This window comes from Paenibacillus amylolyticus, from assembly GCF_036894225.1.
GTDB classification, from domain to species: Bacteria; Bacillota; Bacilli; order Paenibacillales; family Paenibacillaceae; genus Paenibacillus; species Paenibacillus amylolyticus.
Window position 1 is genome coordinate 299,843 of sequence record NZ_CP145892.1, and the last position, 25,207, is coordinate 325,049.

Annotated in this window: 13 protein-coding genes, 17 tRNA genes and 3 rRNA genes; all 33 read left to right on the plus strand. The window is 50.0% G+C overall.

Annotated elements, in window-relative coordinates:
- Nucleotides 1-141: 141 nt before the first annotated feature.
- The 33 genes from V6668_RS01360 to iolB all read left to right on the plus strand — a co-directional run bounded on the left by V6668_RS01360 (nucleotide 142) and on the right by iolB (nucleotide 25,120).
- Nucleotides 142-2,385, plus strand: a complete 2,244-nt coding sequence (locus V6668_RS01360; protein ID WP_338708879.1) for a glycoside hydrolase family 88/105 protein — start codon at nucleotides 142-144, stop codon at nucleotides 2,383-2,385.
- Between the two features lie 262 nt (nucleotides 2,386-2,647).
- Nucleotides 2,648-3,988 carry an ABC transporter substrate-binding protein gene (locus V6668_RS01365; protein ID WP_076329661.1) on the plus strand — a complete coding sequence of 447 codons (1,341 nt, stop codon included), beginning with the start codon at nucleotides 2,648-2,650 and terminating at the stop codon, nucleotides 3,986-3,988.
- A 47-nt stretch (nucleotides 3,989-4,035) separates the two neighbouring features.
- A complete protein-coding gene (locus V6668_RS01370) occupies nucleotides 4,036-4,986 on the plus strand; it encodes a sugar ABC transporter permease (RefSeq protein WP_338707536.1) in 951 nt (316 codons plus the stop codon).
- Entirely contained in the window at nucleotides 4,983-5,831 is an 849-nt protein-coding gene (locus V6668_RS01375; protein ID WP_036616400.1) for a carbohydrate ABC transporter permease, read from the plus strand. The genes V6668_RS01370 and V6668_RS01375 overlap by 4 nt, the downstream gene beginning before the upstream one ends.
- Before the next feature lie 28 nt (nucleotides 5,832-5,859).
- The gene (locus V6668_RS01380) at nucleotides 5,860-7,728 is read left to right on the plus strand and encodes a sensor histidine kinase (protein ID WP_338707537.1); all 1,869 of its coding nucleotides are present in this window, start codon (nucleotides 5,860-5,862) and stop codon (nucleotides 7,726-7,728) included.
- Nucleotides 7,725-9,329: a response regulator gene (locus V6668_RS01385; protein WP_338707538.1), complete on the plus strand. Its 1,605-nt coding sequence runs from the start codon at nucleotides 7,725-7,727 to the stop codon at nucleotides 9,327-9,329. The genes V6668_RS01380 and V6668_RS01385 overlap by 4 nt, the downstream gene beginning before the upstream one ends.
- 51 nt (nucleotides 9,330-9,380) lie before the next feature.
- Nucleotides 9,381-9,926 (plus strand): GNAT family N-acetyltransferase, encoded by a 546-nt coding sequence (locus V6668_RS01390; protein ID WP_338707539.1) that lies wholly within the window; start codon nucleotides 9,381-9,383, stop codon nucleotides 9,924-9,926.
- Between the two features lie 631 nt (nucleotides 9,927-10,557).
- Nucleotides 10,558-12,110, plus strand: a 16S ribosomal RNA gene (locus V6668_RS01395).
- 311 nt (nucleotides 12,111-12,421) lie between these two features.
- Nucleotides 12,422-15,347 (plus strand): 23S ribosomal RNA (locus tag V6668_RS01400).
- Nucleotides 15,348-15,425: 78 nt separating this feature from the next.
- A 5S ribosomal RNA gene (gene rrf, locus V6668_RS01405) occupies nucleotides 15,426-15,542 on the plus strand.
- Together the 16S, 23S and 5S rRNA genes with 17 tRNA genes alongside form the textbook arrangement of a ribosomal RNA operon.
- Before the next feature lie 38 nt (nucleotides 15,543-15,580).
- Nucleotides 15,581-15,654: transfer RNA gene (locus V6668_RS01410), tRNA-Ile, on the plus strand.
- Between the two features lie 35 nt (nucleotides 15,655-15,689).
- Nucleotides 15,690-15,765, plus strand: a tRNA-Ala gene (locus V6668_RS01415).
- Between the two features lies 1 nt (nucleotide 15,766).
- A tRNA-Asn gene (locus V6668_RS01420) sits at nucleotides 15,767-15,842 on the plus strand.
- A gap of 4 nt (nucleotides 15,843-15,846) precedes the next feature.
- Nucleotides 15,847-15,918, plus strand: a tRNA-Glu gene (locus V6668_RS01425).
- Between the two features lie 6 nt (nucleotides 15,919-15,924).
- A tRNA-Val gene (locus V6668_RS01430) sits at nucleotides 15,925-16,000 on the plus strand.
- A 17-nt stretch (nucleotides 16,001-16,017) separates the two neighbouring features.
- Nucleotides 16,018-16,091, plus strand: a tRNA-Met gene (locus V6668_RS01435).
- 27 nt (nucleotides 16,092-16,118) lie between these two features.
- A tRNA-Asp gene (locus V6668_RS01440) sits at nucleotides 16,119-16,196 on the plus strand.
- An 18-nt stretch (nucleotides 16,197-16,214) separates the two neighbouring features.
- Nucleotides 16,215-16,290, plus strand: a tRNA-Phe gene (locus tag V6668_RS01445).
- Between the two features lie 20 nt (nucleotides 16,291-16,310).
- A tRNA-Thr gene (locus tag V6668_RS01450) sits at nucleotides 16,311-16,386 on the plus strand.
- A 9-nt stretch (nucleotides 16,387-16,395) separates the two neighbouring features.
- A tRNA-Tyr gene (locus tag V6668_RS01455) sits at nucleotides 16,396-16,481 on the plus strand.
- Nucleotides 16,482-16,491: 10 nt separating this feature from the next.
- Nucleotides 16,492-16,567 (plus strand) — tRNA-Lys (locus V6668_RS01460).
- A 6-nt stretch (nucleotides 16,568-16,573) separates the two neighbouring features.
- Nucleotides 16,574-16,654: transfer RNA gene (locus V6668_RS01465), tRNA-Leu, on the plus strand.
- A 10-nt stretch (nucleotides 16,655-16,664) separates the two neighbouring features.
- Nucleotides 16,665-16,739, plus strand: a tRNA-Gly gene (locus V6668_RS01470).
- A 7-nt stretch (nucleotides 16,740-16,746) separates the two neighbouring features.
- Nucleotides 16,747-16,823: transfer RNA gene (locus V6668_RS01475), tRNA-Arg, on the plus strand.
- A 17-nt stretch (nucleotides 16,824-16,840) separates the two neighbouring features.
- Nucleotides 16,841-16,919: transfer RNA gene (locus tag V6668_RS01480), tRNA-Leu, on the plus strand.
- A 7-nt stretch (nucleotides 16,920-16,926) separates the two neighbouring features.
- Nucleotides 16,927-17,000, plus strand: a tRNA-Pro gene (locus tag V6668_RS01485).
- Nucleotides 17,001-17,010: 10 nt separating this feature from the next.
- Nucleotides 17,011-17,081: transfer RNA gene (locus tag V6668_RS01490), tRNA-Gly, on the plus strand.
- A gap of 392 nt (nucleotides 17,082-17,473) precedes the next feature.
- Nucleotides 17,474-19,339, plus strand: coding sequence for a 3D-(3,5/4)-trihydroxycyclohexane-1,2-dione acylhydrolase (decyclizing) (gene iolD, locus V6668_RS01495; protein WP_076320391.1), 1,866 nt, complete (start codon nucleotides 17,474-17,476; stop codon nucleotides 19,337-19,339).
- A gap of 53 nt (nucleotides 19,340-19,392) precedes the next feature.
- Nucleotides 19,393-20,286 carry a myo-inosose-2 dehydratase gene (gene iolE, locus V6668_RS01500; RefSeq protein WP_076320392.1) on the plus strand — a complete coding sequence of 298 codons (894 nt, stop codon included), beginning with the start codon at nucleotides 19,393-19,395 and terminating at the stop codon, nucleotides 20,284-20,286.
- Between the two features lie 208 nt (nucleotides 20,287-20,494).
- Entirely contained in the window at nucleotides 20,495-21,505 is a 1,011-nt protein-coding gene (iolC, locus tag V6668_RS01505; protein WP_338707540.1) for a 5-dehydro-2-deoxygluconokinase, read from the plus strand.
- Between the two features lie 99 nt (nucleotides 21,506-21,604).
- Nucleotides 21,605-23,080, plus strand: a complete 1,476-nt coding sequence (locus V6668_RS01510) for a CoA-acylating methylmalonate-semialdehyde dehydrogenase (RefSeq protein WP_338707541.1) — start codon at nucleotides 21,605-21,607, stop codon at nucleotides 23,078-23,080.
- A 69-nt stretch (nucleotides 23,081-23,149) separates the two neighbouring features.
- On the plus strand, nucleotides 23,150-24,202 hold the full coding sequence (gene iolG / locus V6668_RS01515; protein ID WP_036607993.1) for an inositol 2-dehydrogenase: 1,053 nt from the start codon (nucleotides 23,150-23,152) through the stop codon (nucleotides 24,200-24,202).
- Between the two features lie 111 nt (nucleotides 24,203-24,313).
- The gene (iolB, locus tag V6668_RS01520; RefSeq protein ID WP_074093115.1) at nucleotides 24,314-25,120 is read left to right on the plus strand and encodes a 5-deoxy-glucuronate isomerase; all 807 of its coding nucleotides are present in this window, start codon (nucleotides 24,314-24,316) and stop codon (nucleotides 25,118-25,120) included.
- Nucleotides 25,121-25,207 lie beyond the last annotated feature (87 nt).

The window sequence follows — 25,207 nt, forward strand, 5'->3', positions numbered from 1 at the left end:
CCTACTTCCCGGTAAGGGGATTACCCACCTAGGTTAAGCGCTATACTTTATTACTGCATATTAGTTTGGTGCTCCAGTGTGGATGGTATGAATGCCATGATATAAGACTTTATTTCAACGGGAGAAGGATGTGTGCCATCGATGACGACCTATTTCAGTGAACCACAGAGCATGTATTACCGATTTGGAGAAGATCAGGATCAGGTGCTGAAGGTACTGGCCGAGAGGTATATTGGAGCCAATGCGCAGGCTGATTTTGTATATCGGGTATTCCAAAAGTCTGGTATTTTGCAAAATGAAAAAGGGCTTTATGATCTGAATTTAGGTAAACGCTTTCCTGATGCGCCTAAAGACCATATATCCTACGCAGCTGCATTGGTTTGGGGGGACGAGGACCGGAATCTGGACGTGTTGGTCCGCTGTTATGGGCCTGTTCGTTTCTATTTCAATGAGCAGTTGGTCTATCGCTCTACCGTAATGGATGAGATTAGTCCAGACGCAACGGTGAAGCTCAGCATCGATATCAAGCCTGGTTGGAACACCATTTGGCTGGAGATGAAAAACACCCCTGCCGGATTTGGCTGCCAATTTGGGTCAGATGAAGGAAAAGTGCGCATTTTGAATGTATATGCTCCATTTCAGGAGAGACAGGGGCAAGCGGGGTGGGTGTTCTCCCAACCGAACCCAGCCACGAGTAAACAACCGGACCTGCTTGGAAAAGAATCAGACGTCAGCTTGAACTGGCTGCCTGAGACAGGCTGGTCTGATGAAGATAAAACCAAGCCAGCTTTCGAGCGAATATTCGGAAATCTTGCTGGTAAGCATGCTTATGCTTGGACCCATCTGAACAATAACGATTCAACCGGGAATGCAGTGCGATTGTCAGGTCAATCTTCCGGTTCTCTAAGTATATGGATTAGCGGCAAGCCTGTGGCGCAAGTGAAGGAAGCGGGCCCGTTCGAGGTGGATGTACCAGCTTCTTTTGGGCGGAGTGACCTGCTTGTCCGAAGTGAATATGACGATACGGCTGGACCTTGGCATTTTAATTTGAACGCAACCGTGTCGGGTAAGCCGCTCTCACTGGAACTTCCTCAGCGTGTGCACGGAGCTAATGGAGAGTCTTGGTTATATGTTGGACCTTTTGAGTCGGAGGTTGAACCGGACTTGGCGGATCTGACTCGAACGGACCGAGTGTATCAAACGGGTCTAGAACAGACGTATTGGCGCTTAGATCGACCGGATGCTTGGATCAGACCTTATTATGAGAACGCGATGTTAAGCAACAAATGGACAGTGGGCAGTGTGACCAATTATGGTCGCTGGGATTATCCATTGGGTGTCACTGTATATGGTCTATTACGGACGGGGCGTTATTTGCAGAGACCGGACATTACACGTTATGCGGCTGAGCATGTGCAGGCATGTACCCAGATGTATGAATACTCCTTATGGGATCGGGAGCAGTATGGTTTCCCGGCAGTCAATCAACAATTGGTCATGCTGAAAATGCTGGATAACTGTGGTTCTTTTGGTTCGGCCATGCTAGAAGCGTATTCAGAGTGTCATGAACCAACGTTTCTTCCGATTGCTGAACGGATTGCAGATTTCATGCTTTCCCGCCTGGAACGGCAGGAGGATGGTGCATTTTATCGCACATGTGTAGGGGAGTATGCCGAGAATACCATGTGGGCAGATGACCTCTATATGAGCACGCCGTTTCTCGTTCGTTATGCACGGGTGACAGGCAACTCAGCCGCATTGGATGAAGCCGCTAGACAATTTTCACTGTATCGGAAGTATCTGTTTATGCCTGAGTTCAAGATCATGTCCCATGTGTATGATTTCAAATACGGACAGGCAACGCAGATTCCATGGGGACGGGGAAATGGCTGGACACTGTTTTCCTTGACAGAGGTATTGGAAGCTTTGCCAACAGAGCATCCCGAGCGCCCAGCCTTAATAGATTTCTTCAATGAGCTGTGTGAGGGGTACGCAGCGCTTCAAGGGGAAAGCGGGTTGTGGCATCAGGTGTTGAATGTTCCGCAGACGTATGAAGAAGCCTCCTGCACGGCGATGTTTGCCTATGGTTTTGCGAGAGGTGTACGCTTTGGCTGGTTCAAAGACCCTGAAGTTTACGTCACAGCTGCCGAGCGGGCTTGGAAGGGACTTATCTGCAAAGCCATTGATCGTCAAGGGAGTGTGCATGGCGTGTGTAGCGGATCACGATATGCGTTTACGGCAGAGTATTATGATCAGGACTTGCGTACCGTTACCAATGACAATCACGGAATAGGCATTATGATGCTGGCAGGAACTGAAGTAGCAAAAATGAAGAAACATCTGGCTGAACACAGGGTGTCTTCACCTGCCGTCTCACATTCCTGACAGACCACCGAGGTCTGATTTTCATACTATCGTTTCTATACAACAGTCTTCTGCTCCACGTAATACGGTTGTATATCCGTAATCATATTTGAGACGGGATCATCACCGCCGGGAATATCATTCCTGGTGGTTTTTGATTCCTGTAACTCCTTACTTTTTTGACAGGAAAGCTTACTTTTGTTTATGTCATGTACAGTAATAGACCGATACAATAGGTTTTGTAAGCGATTCCATAAATGCAAAAAGGGGAGGAAATTCATTTATGATGATTACAAAAAAGTGGGTAACCCTGTTCTGTCTGTCCCTGTTATTGTTCGCTACAGCCTGTTCTGGAGGGGCCACCGATACATCTTCTTCTTCTGGGGAAGCAAGTGGAAGTGAAGGAGATTCATCAGGCAAGATTGAACTGCGCATGACCTGGTGGGGATCACAGACCAGACATGATCTGACGACCAAAGTGATCCAATTGTTTGAAGAGAAACATCCGGGAATCACCATTAAACCTGAATATTCCGGTTGGGACGGTTACTTTGACAAGTTGACTACACAGGTAGCTGGTTCGAATGCACCAGATATCATCCAGATGGATTACGCCTTTTTGACTGACTTTGCCCGGCGTGGTGCCTTGCTTGACCTGACTCCGTTTGCAGAGAGCAAAGAGCTGCGGACAGAGGATCATGATCAGAGCATGATTACAGCCGGTTCGATTGACGATAAATTATATGCGATTACCCTCGGAGTAAACGCACCAGGTGTCATATATGACGCCACTGTATTTCAGGAATTAGGTATCGAAGAACCACAAGAGAGCTGGACATGGAAGGATTTTGGGGATATTGCGACCAAGATCGCCGCAGCCAAAGGTGAGGGGTTCTATGGATCGGCAGACATTTCCGGTACAACGAACATGTTTGAAGTGTTTATTCGGCAATCAGGGAAAGGATTGTTTGATGGTGGCACAATGACAGCTACCAGCGAGGAGCTTCAACAATGGTTCGATATGTGGAGCGCACTACGTGAGAATGGTGGAGTGACTACAGCGGAGATAACGGCATCCACAACCAATGCGCTGGAGACACGACCGATCTCACTGGGCACAGCCGCCATGGACTTTGCATGGTCCAATCAATTGCTGACATTCCAGCAGGTGAACAAAAACCAGGATCATAAGCTTGGCATCCAAGTGCTTCCGCATGGTGTAGGTGAAAAGCAAATCGGTGAATATCTGAAACCAGGTCAGTTCCTCTCCGGTTATGGCAAAACCAAACATCCAAAGGAAGTTGCCATGTTCATTGATTTCATGGTCAATGATCCAGAAGCAACCGCTATTCTTGGTTCTGAACGTGGGGTGCCGGTCAATTCCAGCATTCGTGAACAGATGCAGCCTACGCTGCCGGAAGCGGAGCAAACCATTTTCCAATTTATCGATACTGTATCGAAGAACTCCAGCGAGATTGACCCGCCATACCCGCAAGGATTTGCTGAAGTGGACACAAGTTTCAAGAGCGCAAGCGAGCAGATCGCCTTCGGTCAAGGTAATACTCCAGATGTCATTGCCCAGTTTATTGAAGGAGCCAAGGCTACGCTTGGATCGAGTCAATAATGACTGAAACTGTCTCACACTTCTAATTCTGCGGGGAGGTTGCGAAGATGACGACATCACAGGTCAGTCAAGCCCGAATCGAGCGTGTAACTACCCGGCGGGTAAAACGGAGATATGCGCATAATGGAGCCGCACTTCTGTTTCTCGCCCCATGGCTTGTCGGATTGTTATTCCTTACCCTAGGTCCAATGTTGGTATCGTTATACATCTCGTTCACCGATTACAGTATCCTGGCCGCCCCTTCCTGGGTCGGTCTGGATAACTACACCACGATGTTTACATCGGATAAACTGTTCACCCAGTCGCTCAAAGTCACCTTCACGTATGTCGCTGTATCCGTACCGGTCAAATTGATTTTCGCGCTGCTTGTAGCGATGTTGCTGAACAAAGGGATTCGAGGACTCGGTATTTACCGTACGGTGTATTACATCCCGACATTGCTTGGAGGTAGCGTGGCGATTGCAATGTTGTGGCGTAAAATGCTGGGTGGGGACGGGCTACTTAATAGTATGCTTGCCATGGTGGGCATTAAGGCGCCCGATTGGGTAGCGAATCCGAAATATGCTCTGTACTCCATCGTGCTGTTATCCGTGTGGCAGTTCGGATCGTCGATGATTATTTTCCTGGCAGGCCTGAAGCAGATTCCACCCGAGTATGATGAAGCCTCAGCGGTAGATGGTGCAGGTCCTCTGCGGAGATTCTTCTATATAACGTTGCCGATTCTGTCACCCGTTATCTTCTTCAATCTTGTCATGCAGCTGATTACATCCTTTCAATCGTTCACGCAGGCTTTTGTTATCAGTAATGGTAGCGGAGGGCCAGTGAACTCAACCTTAATGTACTCTCTGTATCTGTACAAAAAAGGATTTTCATTCTTTCAGATGGGCTATGCTTCTGCGATGGCCTGGGTGCTGGTCATCCTGATTGGCGTATTTACATTGCTCGTATTCCGCAGTAGCAAGCTGTGGGTGCACTATGAGGATGGTGGGAAATCATGATTGGACAACGGAACTCTACAGCATGGGTCGTCAGCAAACATGTGTTGATCTCAGGCATCGCCTTTGTCATGCTCTACCCGATCCTCTGGATGCTGGGCAGCTCATTCAAACCGGGACATATGATCTTTACAGAGACCTGGTTTTGGCCACAGGAATGGAATTGGCAAAATTACATGAATGGCTGGTCGGGAATTCAGGGCAACCCGTTCTCTCGGTTTCTAACTAACTCTGTCATCCTGTCGCTTGGCGCCGTACTGGGCAATGTCATCTCCTGCTCTATGGCGGCGTATGCCTTCGCCCGACTGAATTTTCGTTTCAAAGCCATCTGCTTCGGACTGATGCTTATGACGATCATGCTGCCCCATCATGTGACGCTGATCCCGCAGTATATTCTCTTCAACCACCTGGAGTGGGTGAATACGTATCTGCCGCTTGTGGTGCCAAAATGGTTGGCGACAGACGCCTTCTTCATTTTTCTCATGGTACAGTTCTTCCGGGGATTGCCTAAAGAGCTGGATGAGGCGGCAACTATTGATGGGTGCGGTCCTGTGAAAATATACACCAAAATCATCATTCCACTGGCTTTCCCAGCATTGGTCACTACGATGATCTTTACGTTCTTGTGGACATGGGACGACTTCTTCAGTCAGTTGATCTACCTGAGTGACGTTAGCAAATACACCGTGCCGCTGGGTCTGCGCCTGTTCCTTGATTCCAGCTCTCAATCCGATTGGGGTCCGATGTTTGCCATGTCGGTATTGTCGCTGGTGCCATGTTTTATCGTATTTATCGTGTGTCAAAAGTACTTCGTGGAAGGAATCGCGACTTCTGGGCTCAAAGGGTAATTCCAAGACGAAACGAGTTGATTTTTCCATGAGGAAAGGAAGATGGTCTTCATTTATTAATCAAAAGCTGCAACAAAGCAAGCTCTCCACGTTGATGGTGACTTGCTTTATTGCGTTTAACCTCCTGCTCGTCTCGGTTGTGGTCTGGCTAGCATATCAGTCTTTCTCAGCAGTCACCTTTGCCGAGATTAGCAAAGCACGCCTGGCTCTTCTGAACGAAAGCACACGTCGGGGATTTGATTTCATCACAGGGGTAACCGGAACTTCCTATGCCTTGGCAAGCAATCGGGAACTGTCCAGTCTGCTCGAAACGGCTGATACGGGCAGGCTTGCACAGATTCACCAGCGGAGAGAGGTCTCTCGAATTCTGGATCATACCATGGTCGTGAGTGAAGGCATCACTTCCATCGAACTGTATACGGATGCCTTTAATGAAGTGACAGTGACTATGGCTGATCGCATATTTCCGGTGGACACCATCGCACACGACTCTTGGTTTGCTACGCTGGAAAAGGCTGATGCGGCTTGGGTTCCGCTGCGTGAGAACGAATCTGGCCAATCCCTGGTCGGATACGCCCAACGGATTTTCGACAGTCGTGGTGGGACGGTTGCCTATGTACTCATTCGACTGAGTAGAGCCGACATCGTACGCAGGTTTGCTGATGTACCCATGGTGCTTGATGGAAAAGTCCTGTTGGTAGATACGGCTGGTAATGTCGTAATGCAGATGGGGAGAGTTGATCCAACAGGGGAGAATGAACGAGCGGATCGAAGAAATGAAGCGAGTACAGTACAGGAAACGGGTGAAGCTGTAAATTCATCTTCTTCTATTATAGATAGTGCATGGATTCAGGAACATGTCCAGCATGGTGCAGACGGGTACGAAGTAGTTTCCGGCCAACCTGGAGGTGCTCAATTGGTGCTGTACTCCAGACCAGCGATGCTTCAGTGGCGCCTCGTACAGACTATTCCGGTATATACACTGTTATCTCCGCTCAGACAAGCAGGCTGGCAGATCCTTGGCATCGCCGTGCTGGGACTATTATGCTCGGCTGTGTTGGCGTACCTGTTTGTAAGGCAGATCATCCGACCTTTGCGACAATTAATCAAGCGAATGAGACAACTGGAGAAAGGGGACTTCGATACCCGGGTCCAACTTTCGTTTACGGAGGAATATGCCCATTTGGCTTATGGCTTTAATCACATGGCTTCACAGCTCACGACGCTGATGGAACAGGTGAAGGAGGAGAGCCGGGCCAAGCGTGAAGCCCAGACGGGGTTACTTGAGGCCCAGATCAAACCCCATTTTTTATACAATACCCTCGACATGATCCACTGGCGCGCACTTGATTACGAAGCCAAGGATATCAGTCGCATGATTGTACAACTAAGTAAGCTGTTACGGATCGGACTGAGTGGAGGGAGACTGTTTATACGGGTTCGTGATGAGTTGGAACATGCCCGTTGCTACGTTAACATCCAGTCAGAGCGGCTGCCGTTCTCCATTCAATATCAGGAGCAGATCGATCCGCATATTCGCGGTTGTTACATTCCCAAGATCATTTTGCAGCCCTTCATCGAAAATGCCGTTATGCACGGGCACCCTGAAGAAGGCACACTTCGAATTCATGTGCATATGCACGAAGAAGTTGACCCGCATGAGGATATCGTCATTCGTATCACGGATAATGGGCGGGGTTTGCCGGAGGGGTGGAAACTCGAAGAGACGTGTGGCATCGGCGTACGGAATGTACATCAGCGCATTCAGCTTTATTGTGGGAAGAGGTATGGTGTTCAACTGAGCGATAGAGAGTCAGGTGGCGTGGAAGTGACCATTACGCTGCCGCGTATTGAGACCGACGAGCAATTAAATCTATGGCTGGACGGTGAAAAATGATGAAGACCATTATGCTTGTTGATGACGATCCTCATATTGTAAAGGCATTAACGGATCATATCGATTGGCCTTCTCTGGGCCTCAGCATTGCAGGCACTGCTTCCAATGGCTTGGATGCGCTGGAGCTGTTTCACCGCATGCATCCAGATGTCGTTATGACTGACGTCTACCTGCCGGGGATGACCGGGCTTGAGATCACACAGACGTTGCGACGTGATCATCCCCACTTGCCGATCATCATTCTTAGTGGATATGACGAATTCGAGAACGCCCGGGCAGCCATGCGCTGGGGGGTGAATCACTTTTTGCTGAAGCCGGCAGAGGTTGAGGAGATTGAGTCTGTGCTGCGTGAGGTGTTACTGGAACAAGATGTGCGAGAGCGGCATGAGCGACTGGAGCAGACGTACAAGCAGGAGGTTGGACGGGTACTTCCGTATTTGCGCAAACAATTTCTTCACGAACTGCTGACTACGCGATATCGGGCAGACGAGCTGCCCAAAGAACGCATGGACTATATAGGCATTCATATGTCCTCCCAGACACGCGCCATTAGTCTGCAACTGAATCGCCCCGTATTTTTGACACGAATGAAAGAACGGGATTGGCAACTTCTCCGCTATGGGGCGGCCGATATTATTCAGGAGACGGTGAAGGAGCATGCATCGCGCATGAATGGTCAGGTAGAGATTGTTGATTATTCGGATCAGGTATTTGTGTTGCTTCTATTAGGAGATAAAGATCATCTGGAGGAATGCCTGCCACTCGTGGAGAGGATGATCGATCAGATCTTTACGTATCTGAAAATTGAAGTGAGTGCTGGAATCGGAAGATCCAAGAGTCACCCATGTGAGGTGATAGATTCCTATCTCGAGAGCAGGGAAGCGGTGGAAACAGCAGAGTTCCAAGGTGGAAGTCGTATCTACCACTATGAAACATCGAAGGAAACAGAACCAAGTGTGACCGATTATTCATTATTGCTTCGTCAATGGAACGAGGCTTGGGCGGATATTCGACCTGACCTGGCCGAAGAGGTATGGCATCATATTTGCCTTTTGCTGAAAGAGGGGAAATGTGTTGGGATACAGGATGTACAGGTTGTGGCGGTCAGTCTGTTTGACACGTTGATGCATAGCTGGAACCGACTTCATCCTATGTTAACGCCGCCGCTGGCGATGAGTGATTTTTTGCGTGAAATTCAATCGAAATATGCTTTGCATGATCTGGTAAACTGGATGGATCGTATTATCTGCGACTGGCTGGAACAGATACGTAAGGAGATGGGCGAGAAGAAAAGCAATAAACTTATCGAGCAGGTGAAACAGTATGTAGAGCTTCATTACGCCGAAGAGATTAGTTTTGAAGCGATAGCCAAGGGGCTGTTCGTACATCCGAAGTATCTGAGTCAACTTTTCAAAAGGGTGACCGGTGAGAATTTCGTCAGTTATTTGAACGGGTACCGGATTCAGAGAGCGTTGGAACTGTTGCAGTCGGGACATTACATGGTATATGAGGTGAGCGAGATGACGGGGTTCCGTAATGCAACGTATTTTAGCCAGGTGTTCAAAATGCTTACGGGCAAGAGTCCGTCTGAGGTGGGGTAGAGCGATACAGGTACAGTAATTAAATAAAGTGGAAGAGGAGGTATGGTTCTTATGATGATCGATCAGCAGGAATATTACATTAGAGGCTTATCTTACTCCATTAGATCGGCAGAGGAAAAGGATGCTGAGGCCTTGTCTTCACTACGTGTACAGATCGATGGGGAAACCGAGAACATGGATCGTGAAGAGGGCGAGGCGTATATCGACGCAGCCGGGTTTAGGCGGATCATCCATTTGGACACTGAGAAGTCACGTAATCTGTTCCTTGTTGCTGTAGTAGCGGGTGAGATTGTGGGATACTCCCGATGTGAAGGTACAGAGCTGAAGCGCTTTTGCCATAAAGTTGAGTTCGGCGTGTGTGTAGCCCGAGAGTTCTGGGGGCATGGGATTGGCAAGAACTTGCTGGAGAAGTCGATAGAATGGGCAGGCCAGACTGGTGTAGAGAAGATGACGTTGAACGTGCTGGCATCCAATGAAAAGGCAATCGAGTTATACCAAAAGAGTGGCTTCGAGATTGAAGGTATTTTGAAAAAGGATCGGCGACACACGGATGGACAGTATCACGACACGATAGTGATGGGCAGGTTCAGAGACTAATAGTATAAAAAGTGAAAATCACAATCTATATAAGCCCACAGCTTATGGAGTTCAGTTATTAGATTCGAAATCCACATAACAGATAGCAGCGTTATTGAGTAGAGGTATTATGTTTCTTGTTTTATAGAACGAATGTAATGATGTTGAATGGGTCTGTTCACAACCTATATTGAGATAGATTAGACCGGTGAGTGTATATAGGATATAGTAAGAGGATATTGCCATTGGAAAAAGAGCTTATGAAGAGGTTGAATCAAATATATAGCTAGTTTTCTAATGGGATATTTTACAAGTAGTAATTGTGTTGTGTATATGATATATTCTATTTCCGGCCCAAAAAACACGAGAAACAAAGTGCCGCAAGCAAAACAAATAAGCTTCGAAAGAAACTTAAAAAAAGAGCTTGCTAAGTTGGTTCGGAAGTGTTATGATATAAAAGTTGCTGAGGAGAACAACACTCGGTAACGAAAACAAGTTTGATCTTTGAAAACTGAACAACGAGTGAGTAAACATTCTGCTTGCAGAATGAACGCGAAAGTTGGAGACAAGCCTTGGCTTGAATCGGCTGGAGCACAAATGAGATTTTTAATCTCGTCAGATTCAAAATGAGCTTATCGCTCTTTTCAATACTTTATTGGAGAGTTTGATCCTGGCTCAGGACGAACGCTGGCGGCATGCCTAATACATGCAAGTCGAGCGGACTTGAAGAGAAGCTTGCTTCTCGGATGGTTAGCGGCGGACGGGTGAGTAACACGTAGGCAACCTGCCCTCAAGTTTGGGACAACTACCGGAAACGGTAGCTAATACCGAATAATTGTTTTCTTCGCCTGAAGAAAACTGGAAAGACGGAGCAATCTGTCACTTGGGGATGGGCCTGCGGCGCATTAGCTAGTTGGTGAGGTAACGGCTCACCAAGGCGACGATGCGTAGCCGACCTGAGAGGGTGATCGGCCACACTGGGACTGAGACACGGCCCAGACTCCTACGGGAGGCAGCAGTAGGGAATCTTCCGCAATGGGCGAAAGCCTGACGGAGCAATGCCGCGTGAGTGATGAAGGTTTTCGGATCGTAAAGCTCTGTTGCCAGGGAAGAACGCTTGGGAGAGTAACTGCTCTCAAGGTGACGGTACCTGAGAAGAAAGCCCCGGCTAACTACGTGCCAGCAGCCGCGGTAATACGTAGGGGGCAAGCGTTGTCCGGAATTATTGGGCGTAAAGCGCGCGCAGGCGGTCATTTAAGTCTGGTGTTTAATCCCGGGGCTCAACCCCGGATCGCACTGGAAACTGGGTGACTTGAGTGCAGAAGAGGAGAGTGGAATTCCACGTGTAGCGGTGAAATGCGTAGATATGTGGAGGAACACCAGTGGCGAAGGCGACTCTCTGGGCTGTAACTGACGCTGAGGCGCGAAAGCGTGGGGAGCAAACAGGATTAGATACCCTGGTAGTCCACGCCGTAAACGATGAGTGCTAGGTGTTAGGGGTTTCGATACCCTTGGTGCCGAAGTTAACACATTAAGCACTCCGCCTGGGGAGTACGGTCGCAAGACTGAAACTCAAAGGAATTGACGGGGACCCGCACAAGCAGTGGAGTATGTGGTTTAATTCGAAGCAACGCGAAGAACCTTACCAGGTCTTGACATCCCTCTGATCGATGCAGAGATGTATCTTTCCTTCGGGACAGAGGAGACAGGTGGTGCATGGTTGTCGTCAGCTCGTGTCGTGAGATGTTGGGTTAAGTCCCGCAACGAGCGCAACCCTTATATTTAGTTGCCAGCACTTCGGGTGGGCACTCTAGATAGACTGCCGGTGACAAACCGGAGGAAGGTGGGGATGACGTCAAATCATCATGCCCCTTATGACCTGGGCTACACACGTACTACAATGGCCGGTACAACGGGCTGCGAAATCGCGAGATGGAGCCAATCCCAACAAAGCCGGTCTCAGTTCGGATTGCAGGCTGCAACTCGCCTGCATGAAGTCGGAATTGCTAGTAATCGCGGATCAGCATGCCGCGGTGAATACGTTCCCGGGTCTTGTACACACCGCCCGTCACACCACGAGAGTTTATAACACCCGAAGTCGGTGGGGTAACCGCAAGGAGCCAGCCGCCGAAGGTGGGATAGATGATTGGGGTGAAGTCGTAACAAGGTAGCCGTATCGGAAGGTGCGGCTGGATCACCTCCTTTCTATGGAGAATCGTTTCCCGAGTGGAAACATTCAAATAGCAGACTAGATCTGCACAAACTACTCACTCGTTGCTCAGTTTTGAGAGCTCGAACTCTCAAACAGCTTGCTTTTGCATGGAGCTTGTTCTTTGAAAACTAGATATCGAAACGAAACAAACGCGAATTAGAACATTCCTTTTTAGCTGAACTTGTGTTAAAGCAAGTTTCAATAAAAACGGTAGATTGCTGGAGCGAGTGATCGAAATGGAGCGACTTTTGGATTTGGACGTAGTCCAAACCAAGCGGAGCGACAGCTCGAACACGAGCGCAATGGTTAAGCTACTAAGAGCACACGGAGGATGCCTAGGCGCTAGGAGCCGATGAAGGACGTGGCGAACAACGAAACTGCCTCGGGGAGCTGTAAGCAAGCTTTGATCCGGGGGTGTCCGAATGGGGAAACCCAGCTGGGGTAATTTCCAGTTACTCATAACTGAATACATAGGTTATGCAGAGGCATACCAGGGGAACTGAAACATCTAAGTACCCTGAGGAAGAGAAAACAATAGTGATTCCGTCAGTAGCGGCGAGCGAACGCGGAGAAGCCCAAACCAAAGAGCTTGCTCTTTGGGGTTGTGGGACGTCTCACATGGAGTTACAAAGGAACCGGTTAAGCGAAGAGGTCTGGAAAGGCCCGCCAAAGAAGGTAAAAGCCCTGTAGTTGAAAGTCTGTTCCCTCCGAGACGGATCCCGAGTAGTGCGGGGCACGTGAAACCCCGTATGAATCCGGCAGGACCATCTGCCAAGGCTAAATACTTCCTAGCGACCGATAGTGAAGCAGTACCGTGAGGGAAAGGTGAAAAGCACCCCGGAAGGGGAGTGAAATAGAACCTGAAACCGTGTGCTTACAAAAAGTCAGAGCCCGTTTTAGGGGTGATGGCGTGCCTTTTGTAGAATGAACCGGCGAGTTACGTTCCCGTGCAAGGTTAAGGTGAAGAGCCGGAGCCGCAGCGAAAGCGAGTCTGAATAGGGCGAATGAGTACGTGGACGTAGACCCGAAACCGGGTGATCTACCCCTGTCCAGGGTGAAGGTGCGGTAACACGCACTGGAGGCCCGAACCCACGCATGTTGAAAAATGCGGGGATGAGGTGGGGGTAGCGGAGAAATTCCAATCGAACTCGGAGATAGCTGGTTCTCCCCGAAATAGCTTTAGGGCTAGCCTCGGAAAACAGAGTCGTGGAGGTAGAGCACTGATTGGGTGCGGGGCCCGCAAGGGTTACCAAGCTCAGTCAAACTCCGAATGCCATAGACTTACTTCCGGGAGTCAGACAGTGAGTGCTAAGATCCATTGTCAAAAGGGAAACAGCCCAGACCATCAGCTAAGGTCCCCAAGTGTGTGTTAAGTGGGAAAGGATGTGGAGTTGCACAGACAACCAGGATGTTGGCTTAGAAGCAGCCATCATTGAAAGAGTGCGTAATAGCTCACTGGTCGAGTGACTCTGCGCCGAAAATGTAACGGGGCTAAACACACCACCGAAGCTATGGCTTGATGCTTTGCATCAGGGGTAGGGGAGCGTTGTATAAGGGTTGAAGGTGTACCGTAAGGAGCGCTGGACATTATACAAGTGAGAATGCCGGTATGAGTAACGAAAAGATCAGTGAGAATCTGATCCGCCGAAAGCCTAAGGGTTCCTGAGGAAGGCTCGTCCGCTCAGGGTAAGTCGGGACCTAAGGCGAGGCCGAAAGGCGTAGTCGAAGGACAACAGGTCGAAATTCCTGTACCACCGTAAGCCGTTATGAGCAATGGGGGGACGCAGTAGGGTAGTGACGCGGACTGATGGATGTCCGTCTAAGCAGTAAGGCTGATGTGTAGGCAAATCCGCACATTGTAAGGCTGAGCTGTGATGGGGAGCGAAAATTGTAGTAGCGAAGGTCATGATCTCACACTGCCAAGAAAAGCCTCTAGCCAGGTGATGGTGCCCGTACCGCAAACCGACACAGGTAGGCGAGAAGAGTATTCTAAGGCGCGCGGAAGAACTCTCGTTAAGGAACTCGGCAAAATGACCCCGTAACTTCGGGAGAAGGGGTGCCCCGGTAGTGTGAATAGCACGAGGGGGCCGCAGTGAAAAGGCCCAAGCGACTGTTTAGCAAAAACACAGGTCTGTGCGAAGCCGTAAGGCGAAGTATACGGGCTGACGCCTGCCCGGTGCTGGAAGGTTAAGGGGAGTGGTTAGGAGCAATCCGAAGCTGTGAACCGAAGCCCCAGTAAACGGCGGCCGTAACTATAACGGTCCTAAGGTAGCGAAATTCCTTGTCAGGTAAATTCTGACCCGCACGAATGGCGTAACGACTTGGGCGCTGTCTCAACGAGAGATCCGGTGAAATTTTAATACCTGTGAAGATGCAGGTTACCCGCGACAAGACGGAAAGACCCCATGGAGCTTTACTGCAGCTTGATATTGAATTTGGGTACGATCTGTACAGGATAGGTGGGAGCCTTTGAAACGTGAGCGCCAGCTTGCGTGGAGGCAACGTTGGGATACCACCCTGATCGTATCTAGGTTCTAACCTGGTACCGTAATCCGGTGCGGGGACAGTGTCAGGTGGGCAGTTTGACTGGGGCGGTCGCCTCCTAAAGAGTAACGGAGGCGCCCAAAGGTTCCCTCAGAATGGTTGGAAATCATTCGAAGAGTGCAAAGGCATAAGGGAGCTTGACTGCGAGACCTACAAGTCGAGCAGGGACGAAAGTCGGGCTTAGTGATCCGGTGGTACCGCATGGAAGGGCCATCGCTCAACGGATAAAAGCTACCCTGGGGATAACAGGCTTATCTCCCCCAAGAGTCCACATCGACGGGGAGGTTTGGCACCTCGATGTCGGCTCATCGCATCCTGGGGCTGAAGTAGGTCCCAAGGGTTGGGCTGTTCGCCCATTAAAGCGGTACGCGAGCTGGGTTCAGAACGTCGTGAGACAGTTCGGTCCCTATCTGTCGTGGGCGTAGGAAATTTGAGAGGAGCTGTCCTTAGTACGAGAGGACCGGGATGGACGTACCGCTGGTGTACCAGTTGTTCCGCCAGGAGCACCGCTGGGTAGCTATGTACGGACGGGATAAACGCTGAAAGCATCTAAGCGTGAAGCCCCCCTCAAGATGAGATTTCCCAGTATGTAAGACCCCTTGAAGACGACGAGGTAGATAGGCTGGGGGTGGAAGTGCAGCAATGCATGGAGCTGACCAGTACTAATCGGTCGAGGGCTTATCCAATAGCAAGTGATAATTCGCATGTTTCGTTTCGAATCTAGTTTTCAGAGAATGATCTCTGAATGTAAGCTAAGCTATGCGTTTGGTGGCGATGGCGGAGGGGTTCCACACGTACCCATCCCGAACACGACCGTTAAGCCCTCTAGCGCCGATGGTACTTGGACCGCAGGGTCCTGGGAGAGTAGGACGCCGCCAAGCGAAACCCCATTGGGGTATTTTTTTTCGAAAATTGATAAGGGCCCTTAGCTCAGTTGGTTAGAGCGCACCTCTGATAAGGGTGAGGCCGGTGGTTCGAGTCCACCAGGGCCCATAGCAAGACCACAACAATGAAATACACCAGAGTATGGGGCCATAGCTCAGCTGGGAGAGCGCCTGCCTTGCAAGCAGGAGGTCAGCGGTTCGATCCCGCTTGGCTCCACCATTCCCTGATAGCTCAGTTGGTAGAGCACTCGACTGTTAATCGAGTTGTCACAGGTTCGAGCCCTGTTCGGGGAGCCAGTAAGGCCCGTTGGTCAAGGGGTTAAGACACCTCCCTTTCACGGAGGTAACAGGGGTTCGAATCCCCTACGGGTCATAATATGGAGGCTTAGCTCAGCTGGGAGAGCATCTGCCTTACAAGCAGAGGGTCGGGGGTTCGATCCCCTCAGCCTCCACCATATAAACTTTATAACGACGCGGGGTGGAGCAGCCCGGTAGCTCGTCGGGCTCATAACCCGAAGGCCGCAGGTTCAAATCCTGCCCCCGCAATTATACTTTCCTTTGAGAAAGTGATCTGGAACCGTGGTGTAGTTGGCCTAACATGCCTGCCTGTCACGCAGGAGATCGCGGGTTCGAATCCCGTCGGTTCCGCCATTTTTTTTAATGTAGTAAGGCTCGGTAGCTCAGTCGGTAGAGCAGAGGACTGAAAATCCTCGTGTCGGCGGTTCGATTCCGTCCCGAGCCACCATTTATAACACCATGTAATACGCCGGTGTAGCTCAACTGGTAGAGCAACTGACTTGTAATCAGTAGGTTGGGGGTTCAAGTCCTCTCGCCGGCACCATGTAATCCTGGAGGATTAGCGAAGCGGCCAAACGCATCAGACTGTAAATCTGCTCCCGTACGGGTTCGGTGGTTCGAATCCATCATCCTCCACCAGTTTTTCTATGAGTCATTAGCTCAGTTGGTAGAGCACCTGACTTTTAATCAGGGTGTCGAAGGTTCGAGCCCTTCATGACTCACCATTATATGCGCGTGTGGCGGAATTGGCAGACGCACTAGACTTAGGATCTAGCGTCTTTGACGTGGGGGTTCAAGTCCCTCCACGCGCATCCTTTATTCGCGGAAGTGGCTCAGCGGTAGAGCATCGCCTTGCCAAGGCGAGGGTCGCGGGTTCGATTCCCGTCTTCCGCTCCAATATTTTGCGCCCTTAGCTCAGCTGGATAGAGCGTTTGACTACGAATCAAAAGGCCGGGAGTTCGAATCTCTCAGGGCGCGCCATTATAACTTCATATTTTGCCGGCGTGGCGGAATGGCAGACGCGCTCGACTCAAAATCGAGTGGGAAACCGTGGAGGTTCGAGTCCTCTCGCCGGTATAGATAACGGGATGTAGCTCAGCTTGGTAGAGCACCTGGTTTGGGACCAGGGGGTCGCATGTTCAAATCGTGTCATCCCGATTGTTGTTATGCGGGTGTAGTTCAATGGTAGAACTTTAGCCTTCCAAGCTAATAGCGTGGGTTCGATTCCCATCACCCGCTTATATATTGAAAAAGAAAGAGACGGTACTCACCGTATCTTTCTTTTTTTGCATTCACAGGCATATATTCCATGATTTTATACAAAGACCACGGATTATTTGGCTGAATATCATGTACCAGCATGTATCCCATCCTCACGATATATTTCCCTCTCTTTTAAGTCTGTCCTTAGTCATTGTGGAAGTGTTCAAATAGAGAAGGTCTAACACATGTTCGAACACAAGAATATCTTTTCTTTATCACAATTTATAAAAACGCTTACAAAAATAGCTTGCGTAAATCATTAACCTGTAATACCATATCAATTAAGCGCTTAACCTTTAGGGGTAAGGCGCTTAAACTTAACGTAGATTAAGCGCTTAACCCGTAAAGGAAAGGACGGCGATCAATTCATGAATACAATTCGACTAACGATGGCTCAGGCACTGCTTCGATACCTGGATCAGCAATATATCTCGGTTGACGGGGTGGAAACCAAGTTTGTGAAGGGAATCATCGGTATTTTTGGACATGGCAATGTAACAGGCATTGGAGAAGCGCTGGAGCGCAGTCCGGGAAGCCTGACGTATATGCAAGGCAAGAACGAACAAGGCATGGTGCATACGGCAGCGGCTTATGCCAAGCAGAAGAACCGTAGACAGATTTATGCATGTACAACATCCATTGGACCTGGTGCTTTGAATATGATTACAGCGGCAGCTACTGCAACGGTGAACCGGATTCCGGTTTTATTGCTTCCTGGAGATAACTTTGCTACACGGGAACCGGACCCGGTACTTCAGCAGTTGGAAGTGAGCAGTGATTATACAATCTCAGCAACTGATCCATTCAAAGCCGTCAGCAAGTACTGGGATCGCATTGTTCGTCCCGAACAGTTGATGATTGCTGTTACACAGGCGATGCGTGTGCTAACCGATCCAGCAGAGACGGGAGCAGTAACGCTCGCATTGCCGCAGGATGTGCAGGCAGAAGCGTACGATTACCCGGAATCTTTCTTTGCCCGCAAAGTACATTATCTGGATCGTCGTCCCCCGGTACAGGCAGCCATTGAGCGGGCAACGGAGCAGATTGCCCGAGGCAGAAAACCGCTGCTCGTTGCAGGCGGCGGTGTGTTGTACTCTGAGGCGTCCGTTCAACTCTTGGAGTTCGCCGAGGCATTTGGTATTCCGATCGCCGAGACGCAGGCGGGCAAGAGCGCAGTTTCTTGGGACCACCCACTAAATGTGGGGGCAATCGGGGTTACCGGCTCTCTGGCAGCCAATAGGCTGGCGAGAGAAGCAGACGTTGTGATCGGCGTCGGTACGCGGTTCTCGGATTTCACGACGGCGTCCCGCTCTGCTTTTCAGCACCCAGAAGCTTCATTCATCAACATCAACCTGAACGGCATGGATGCCGCCAAGTTAGGCGGAGAAGCCATTCTGGCAGATGCACGCGAAGGATTGCAGGCTTTGCAAAAGGAATTGCAGGAAAGACAATACCGAAGTGCATATGGTGCATCCGAAATCGCTGATCTCCGCGCTGAGTGGAATGCAGAAGTGGATCGGCTGTATGCAGCTCAACATGAAGCAGGGCTGGCACAGACTACAGCAGTTGGCATCGTTAACCGGACCATTGATCCATCCTCCGTCATAGTGTGTGCGGCGGGCAGTCTGCCAGGCGATCTGCATCGTCTGTGGCGTGCGGCTGAACCAAAGACGTATCACATGGAGTATGGGTTCTCCTGTATGGGGTACGAGGTAAGTGGAGCGTTCGGAGCAGCACTTGCCGAGCCGGATCGTGAAGTGTACGCCATGGTAGGGGATGGCAGTTATCTGATGCTGCATTCGGAGTTTGTGACCAGTTTGCAGGAACAGAAGAAGATGACTATTTTATTATTCAACAACAATGGATTCCAATGTATTCATAATTTACAGCGGGAACATGGTAGTGACGGGTTCGGCAATGAGTTCCGTTATCGGGAATCCGAGAGTGGACGACTGACCGGGGATTACATGCCAATGGACTTTGCTGCACACGCCCGAAGCATGGGAGCCAAATCCTATAGAGCGGAGACAGCAGAACAGCTGGAACAAGCACTCCGAGATGCGAAGAACGAAACAGTGAGTACGTTGATTGAGATTCCGGTCGTGCCTGGAACCAACGCAGGTGGATACGAGTCATGGTGGAATGTGGGTGTACCTGAGGTATCTGCCGAAGAAAAGGTAGTTCATGCTCATCACACCATGCAAGCCAACCGTGCCAAAGCAAGACCGATTTAATCCGGTTTAATATAGTGAACAACAATGTTGAACGACAAAGGAGACGTGGAGCAATGAGCAAGCTGCCATTCCAGCTTGGGATTCATCCGATCAATTGGGTCGGTGAAGATGTGAAGGAGCATGGTGATGCGACAACGTGTGCACAGATTCTGGATGACATTCAGCGTCTTGGGCTGACGGGTACAGAGATGGGACGTAAATATCCTACCGATCCTGCTATATTGCGTGAGGAATTGAGCAAAAGGAATATCAAGCTGGTCTCCCAGTGGAAATCCGTACTTTTCTCCGACCCGGCATATCGTCAGTCGGAGCTGGACAGTTATCGCAGACATGCGGAGTTTCTGCAATCCATGGGCAGTAAGGTAATCAGTACGGCGGAGGTAGGCGGGTCACTTCATTTTGATCCAAGACGAACTCCGAATGAAAAAGAAGTGCTCAGACTCAGCGAATCTGAATGGCATATTCTTGCTGAAGGGTTGAACGAAGCAGGAGCTATTGCTCGCGAACATGGGTTGAAGCTTACGTACCATCATCATGGAGGCACAGTGGTAGAGCAACCGGATGAGATTGATCGACTGATGGAGCTGACAGACCCTTCTCTCGTGTATCTGCTCTATGATACTGGTCATGCCTACTATGGCGGAGCCGATCCACTTGAACTGCTGCGCAAACATTATGATCGGATCGCCTATATCCATCTGAAAGATATCCGCCCGCATGTGCTGGATGAAGCACGCGCGGAGCAGTCTGATTTTGTTGGTTGCATTCGTAGAGGCGTGTTCACCGTACCAGGGGATGGATGCATTGACTTTGCTCCTATTCTGCAAGAACTGATCACACGAGGGTACGATGGCTGGGCGATGCTTGAAGGAGAGCAGGACCCTGCGATTCATAACCCGTATGAGTATGCGAAGCGATCTTTGAACTATATGGAGTCTTTATACTAACACAGCTGATCCGTTCAGCATTGCAGCGGTCAGAGGCCACACCTATGAAGCGAAAAAGGAAGAAGGCCAGCAAGAGTATAAAGTTACGATTGGAAAATAAAACTGACTTATTCTAGCCGTTTACGAGTTCTTACGATGGAATGAGTAACTAGTCTAGATATCCATATAGAACATGGAAAATCCCACTACAGAAAGGGGCTCACATGCAATGACTTACGTATCCTTTCCGGTATCCAGGAAGAAGGATTTCACCGCGATTGGCCGCTTGTGCATCGACTTGAACGCCAATGAGATCAATCGCCCGATGGAAGAGACGATGACGTTTACGAAGTATGTTGGCGGCTCTCCGGCCAATATTACGATTGGCATGTCCAGACTGGGTATGGAGACGGCTTTTATCGGTAAGATCGCGGGTGACCAGATGGGCAGATTCATCCAGAGTTATTTGGAAAAGAACGGCATCGACACATCAAATGTAGTTACAGATGACACCGGAGCAGTGACAGGGCTTGCTTTTACCGAAATCAAAAGCCCAACGGATTGCAGTATCCTGATGTACCGGGACAATGTTGCGGATCTGTTATTACAGGCGCAAGAGGTACAAGAGCAGTTGATTGCTGACTCCAAAGTGCTGCTAATCTCAGGCACAGCCCTCGCGCAGAGCCCATCCCGTGAAGCCGTATTACAGGCACTAACGTATGCGAAAAAACATAGCACAGTTATTGTGTTTGATCTGGACTATCGCCCATACACTTGGACATCAGATGAAGAGACAGCGGTCTATTACAACCTCGCAGCTGAGAAATGCGATATCATCCTCGGTACACGTGAAGAGTTCGACATGATGGAGACATTCGACCACAATCCGGATCATAGCGATCAGGTGACTGCACAGAAATGGTTTGATTTCTCAGCGAATATTGTAGTAATCAAACACGGCAAGGAAGGATCCATTGCTTATACGCGTGAAGGGCTTTCTCACCGTGCGGACAGCTATCCGGCAAAAGTGGTCAAAACGTTCGGGGCAGGCGATTCCTATGCGGCTGGGTTCCTGTATGGATTGATGCAGGGCTGGACGATTGAGCGCAGTATGGCCTATGGCAGTGGCGCAGCAAGTATCGTCATTTCAAGCCACAGCTGTTCGGATGCGATGCCAACGGTGGAACAGGTAAATGACTACATTGAACGTTGCAATCGGGGCGAGATCACCGTGTCTTGAAGCTCGTTGCAATACTTTGAATAACACACTCATACAGATCAACATCAATCATATAAGTTCAACATAAGGGATCACACATAAGCGAAGGGAGACAGGGCTATGGGAAAAGGAATTTCTGAAGCGTCTGCAACAGCGACAATGGTACAAAACTGGATCGGAGGTGCCTGGGTAACCCCAGCGTCAACTCGCACGGAGCCAGTGGTGAATCCGGCTACAGAAGAGGTTATTGCACATGTGCCATTGTCCGAACAAGCGGACGTGGATCTGGCGGTTCAGACAGCACGAGAAGCGTTCAAATCCTGGAGCAGCACACCGGTTCCACGCCGTGCACGTATTCTGTTCCGATACCAGCAGTTGCTGGTTGAACATTGGGAGGAGCTCGCCCGCCTGGTAACGCTGGAGAACGGTAAAAGTTATGCCGAAGCGTATGGCGAGGTATTGCGTGGCATTGAATGCGTCGAGTTCGCGGCTGGTGCCCCGAATCTGATGATGGGCAAACAACTGCCTGACATCGCTACAGGACTGGAGTCGGGCATGTACCGCTACCCAATCGGTGTAATTGGGGGGATTACCCCATTCAACTTCCCGATGATGGTGCCGTGCTGGATGTTCCCGCTGGCTATTGCGTGTGGTAACACCTTTGTCTTGAAGCCGTCCGAGCGCACACCGCTGCTGGCAGGCCGCCTGGCAGAGCTGTTCAAGGAAGCGGGGCTTCCTGACGGCGTGCTCAACATCGTTCACGGTGCGCATGATGTCGTGAACGGGTTGCTGGAACATAAGGATGTTCAAGCGATCTCCTTTGTCGGATCACAACCTGTAGCTGAATACGTCTACACCACTGCATCCAAGCATGGCAAACGGGTACAGGCACTGGCTGGTGCCAAAAACCACTCCATCGTTATGCCGGACGCCGATCTGGATCTAACCGTGAAAGAGATTACCAGTGCAGCTTTTGGTTCAGCAGGGGAGCGTTGTATGGCATGTGCGGTTGTTGTAGCTGTGGGTGATGTGGCTGACGATCTGGTACAAAAGCTGGTGGAAGCGGCAGACCGCATTACCATTGGTAACGGCATGGATGAGGGCGTGTTCCTTGGTCCTGTCATCCGTGGACCACATAAAGAGCGTACACTCAGTTACATTGAAGCCGGAGAGCAGGAAGGCGCGGCATTGATTCGGGATGGACGTAAGGATCAGGCGACAGGTGAATCCGGTTATTTTGTAGGGCCTACGGTATTCGACCAAGTTGATAGCAATATGAAAATTTGGCAGGATGAGATCTTTGCTCCGGTACTCTCGGTGGCAAGAGTGTCTACGCTGGAGGAAGCCGTTGAGCTTGCGAACCGTTCCGACTTTGCCAACGGGGCGTGTCTGTTCACTCGCAGCGGGGCGAGTATGCGTCAATTCCGTGAAACGATTGATGCGGGCATGTTGGGTATTAACCTGGGCGTACCTGCACCAATGGCATTTTTCCCGTTTTCCGGTTGGAAAAAGTCCTTCTATGGTGATCTACATGCCAATGGTACGGATGGTGTTGAATTCTACACTCGCAAGAAGATGGTAACGGCGCGCTGGTAACAACCAGAGCATCACTCGGGCTAAGGGGAACGCCCAGCCCATATGGACGCACATAGGGAGGATAACGGAATGGGCAAGGACAAAGTGAGAATTGGCATCATCGGTGCTGGACGGATCGGCAAAATTCATGCAGACAATCTCCTGCGTAACCCGCATGCCGAGATTGTGGGAATCAGTGACTTATTTGCAGGTCCTGAATTGGAGGCTTGGGCCTCCAGTCGTGGCATCCCTGTTGTAACAACGAACAGCAGCGAGTTGATCTCGATGCCTAATGTAGACGCGGTGCTGATCTGTTCTTCAACAGATACACATGTGCCGCTGATCGAACAGGCCGCCCAGGCGGGCAAACATATCTTCTGCGAGAAGCCGGTCAGCATGGATCTGGCACAGACCCAAGCGGCGGTAGCGGCAGTTCAGAAGGCTGGCGTGAAGCTGCAAATTGGATTTAACCGCCGCTTCGATCACAATTTCAGACGGATACGTGCGCATGTGCAGGATGGTACGATTGGTGATCCACATATTATCAAAATTACGTCTCGCGACCCGAGTCCACCGCCTGCGGAGTATATCCGGGTGTCTGGCGGGATCTTCATGGACATGATGATCCACGATTTTGACATGGCCCGTTATCTGTCCGGGAGTGAAGTGGAAGAAGTGTACGCTCAGGGCAACGTGCTGATCAATCCGGTTTTTGCGGAACATGGTGACGTGGATACAGCGATTGTAACGATGACTTTTGCCAATGGAGCGATTGGTGTTATTGATAACAGCCGTCAGGCAGTATACGGATACGATCAGCGTGTTGAAGTATTTGGCTCGAAGGGCAGCGCCGCAGCGGCGAATGATCATCCAAATACGGCTGAGATCAGTACAGCGGCCGGGCTCATGCGCGACAAACCGTTACACTTTTTCCTGGAACGCTACAATGAAGCATATGTACAGGAGACAGCCCTCTTTATCGATGCAATCATTCATGATACACCGGTTATCGTTGATGGCCATGATGCAGTACAGGCAGAACGAATTGCACTGGCAGCAAAAATGTCCATGGAGCGGGGAAGACCTGTGAAGCTGAGTGAAGTCCCTGGGGTGTCACTGGAATCGCAAACGGCAACGCCATAGGTGGATGATTAAAGTCACTTTTTTCTAATAGAGCGTAAGAATGGTCCAAGTTTTTGTTTTTTATAAGTATCAGGTTGTTGTGGACGACTACAGAAAGGAGTGGATGGCAAGATGTCAGAACGTATTGTGAAACCCGTGGTCAACCCGGAGGGAGACGGTACACTTATAAACGTAACACCGGAGTCGGCGGGGTGGGAATATGTTGGCTTTCAGGTAGCGAAGCTGGCGGAGGGGGAGACGCTAACCCGTGAGAGCGGTGATCAGGAACTCTGTGTGGTGCTTCTCAGTGGTTTCGCCAATGTAAGTACCCGGGAGCACACATGGGATAATATCGGAAAAAGAATGAGTGTTTTCGAGAAAATTCCGCCGTATTCGGTCTACGTCTCAACTTCCGATCAAGTGCAGATCACAGCACGTACCGAACTGGAAATCGCTATATGTGTTGCACCCGGTAAAGGCACGTACCCGGCTCGTCTCATTGCACCGGAAGATGTAGGGGTAGAGGCACGAGGATATGGCAATCTGGAACGCCAGATTCACAATATTTTGCCGGAACAAAAAGAAGCGGACAGTCTGCTCGTTGTTGAGGTATTCACGCCAGATGGGCATTGGTCCAGTTACCCGCCACATAAGCATGATCGGGACGCTCTCCCGGATGAATCTTTGCTGGAAGAAACGTATTACTTCCGTGTACAGCCTGAGCAGGGATTTGCCATTCAGCGCATATACACGGACGATCGTTCTGTGGACGAGACGCTAGCAGTGAAAAACGGAGAAGTGGTGCTTGTTCCGGACGGATATCATCCGGTAGGCGCTCCTCCAGGGTATGAGGTCTACTATCTGAACGTGATGGCTGGACCAACCCGGACCTGGAAATTCCATAACGATCCTGACCATGAGTGGTTGATGAAAAAGTAAAACAGTTCATGCTACGCACATTGTGCTGGCTTCAAGTTGCGTATGCAGACTTCCCCCTGCATAATGAGAAGAGAACAATTATCTATG

What these genes read in the sequence shown, in the direction of transcription:
- V6668_RS01360 (WP_338708879.1), top strand. Translation starts at nt 142, where the DNA reads ATGACGACCTATTTCAGTGAACCACAGAGCATGTATTACCGATTTGGA.
- V6668_RS01365 (WP_076329661.1), top strand. Translation starts at nt 2,648, where the DNA reads ATGATGATTACAAAAAAGTGGGTAACCCTGTTCTGTCTGTCCCTGTTA.
- V6668_RS01370 (WP_338707536.1), top strand. Translation starts at nt 4,036, where the DNA reads ATGACGACATCACAGGTCAGTCAAGCCCGAATCGAGCGTGTAACTACC.
- V6668_RS01375 (WP_036616400.1), top strand. Translation starts at nt 4,983, where the DNA reads ATGATTGGACAACGGAACTCTACAGCATGGGTCGTCAGCAAACATGTG.
- V6668_RS01380 (WP_338707537.1), top strand. Translation starts at nt 5,860, where the DNA reads ATGAGGAAAGGAAGATGGTCTTCATTTATTAATCAAAAGCTGCAACAA.
- V6668_RS01385 (WP_338707538.1), top strand. Translation starts at nt 7,725, where the DNA reads ATGATGAAGACCATTATGCTTGTTGATGACGATCCTCATATTGTAAAG.
- V6668_RS01390 (WP_338707539.1), top strand. Translation starts at nt 9,381, where the DNA reads ATGATGATCGATCAGCAGGAATATTACATTAGAGGCTTATCTTACTCC.
- iolD (WP_076320391.1), top strand. Translation starts at nt 17,474, where the DNA reads ATGAATACAATTCGACTAACGATGGCTCAGGCACTGCTTCGATACCTG.
- iolE (WP_076320392.1), top strand. Translation starts at nt 19,393, where the DNA reads ATGAGCAAGCTGCCATTCCAGCTTGGGATTCATCCGATCAATTGGGTC.
- iolC (WP_338707540.1), top strand. Translation starts at nt 20,495, where the DNA reads ATGACTTACGTATCCTTTCCGGTATCCAGGAAGAAGGATTTCACCGCG.
- V6668_RS01510 (WP_338707541.1), top strand. Translation starts at nt 21,605, where the DNA reads ATGGGAAAAGGAATTTCTGAAGCGTCTGCAACAGCGACAATGGTACAA.
- iolG (WP_036607993.1), top strand. Translation starts at nt 23,150, where the DNA reads ATGGGCAAGGACAAAGTGAGAATTGGCATCATCGGTGCTGGACGGATC.
- iolB (WP_074093115.1), top strand. Translation starts at nt 24,314, where the DNA reads ATGTCAGAACGTATTGTGAAACCCGTGGTCAACCCGGAGGGAGACGGT.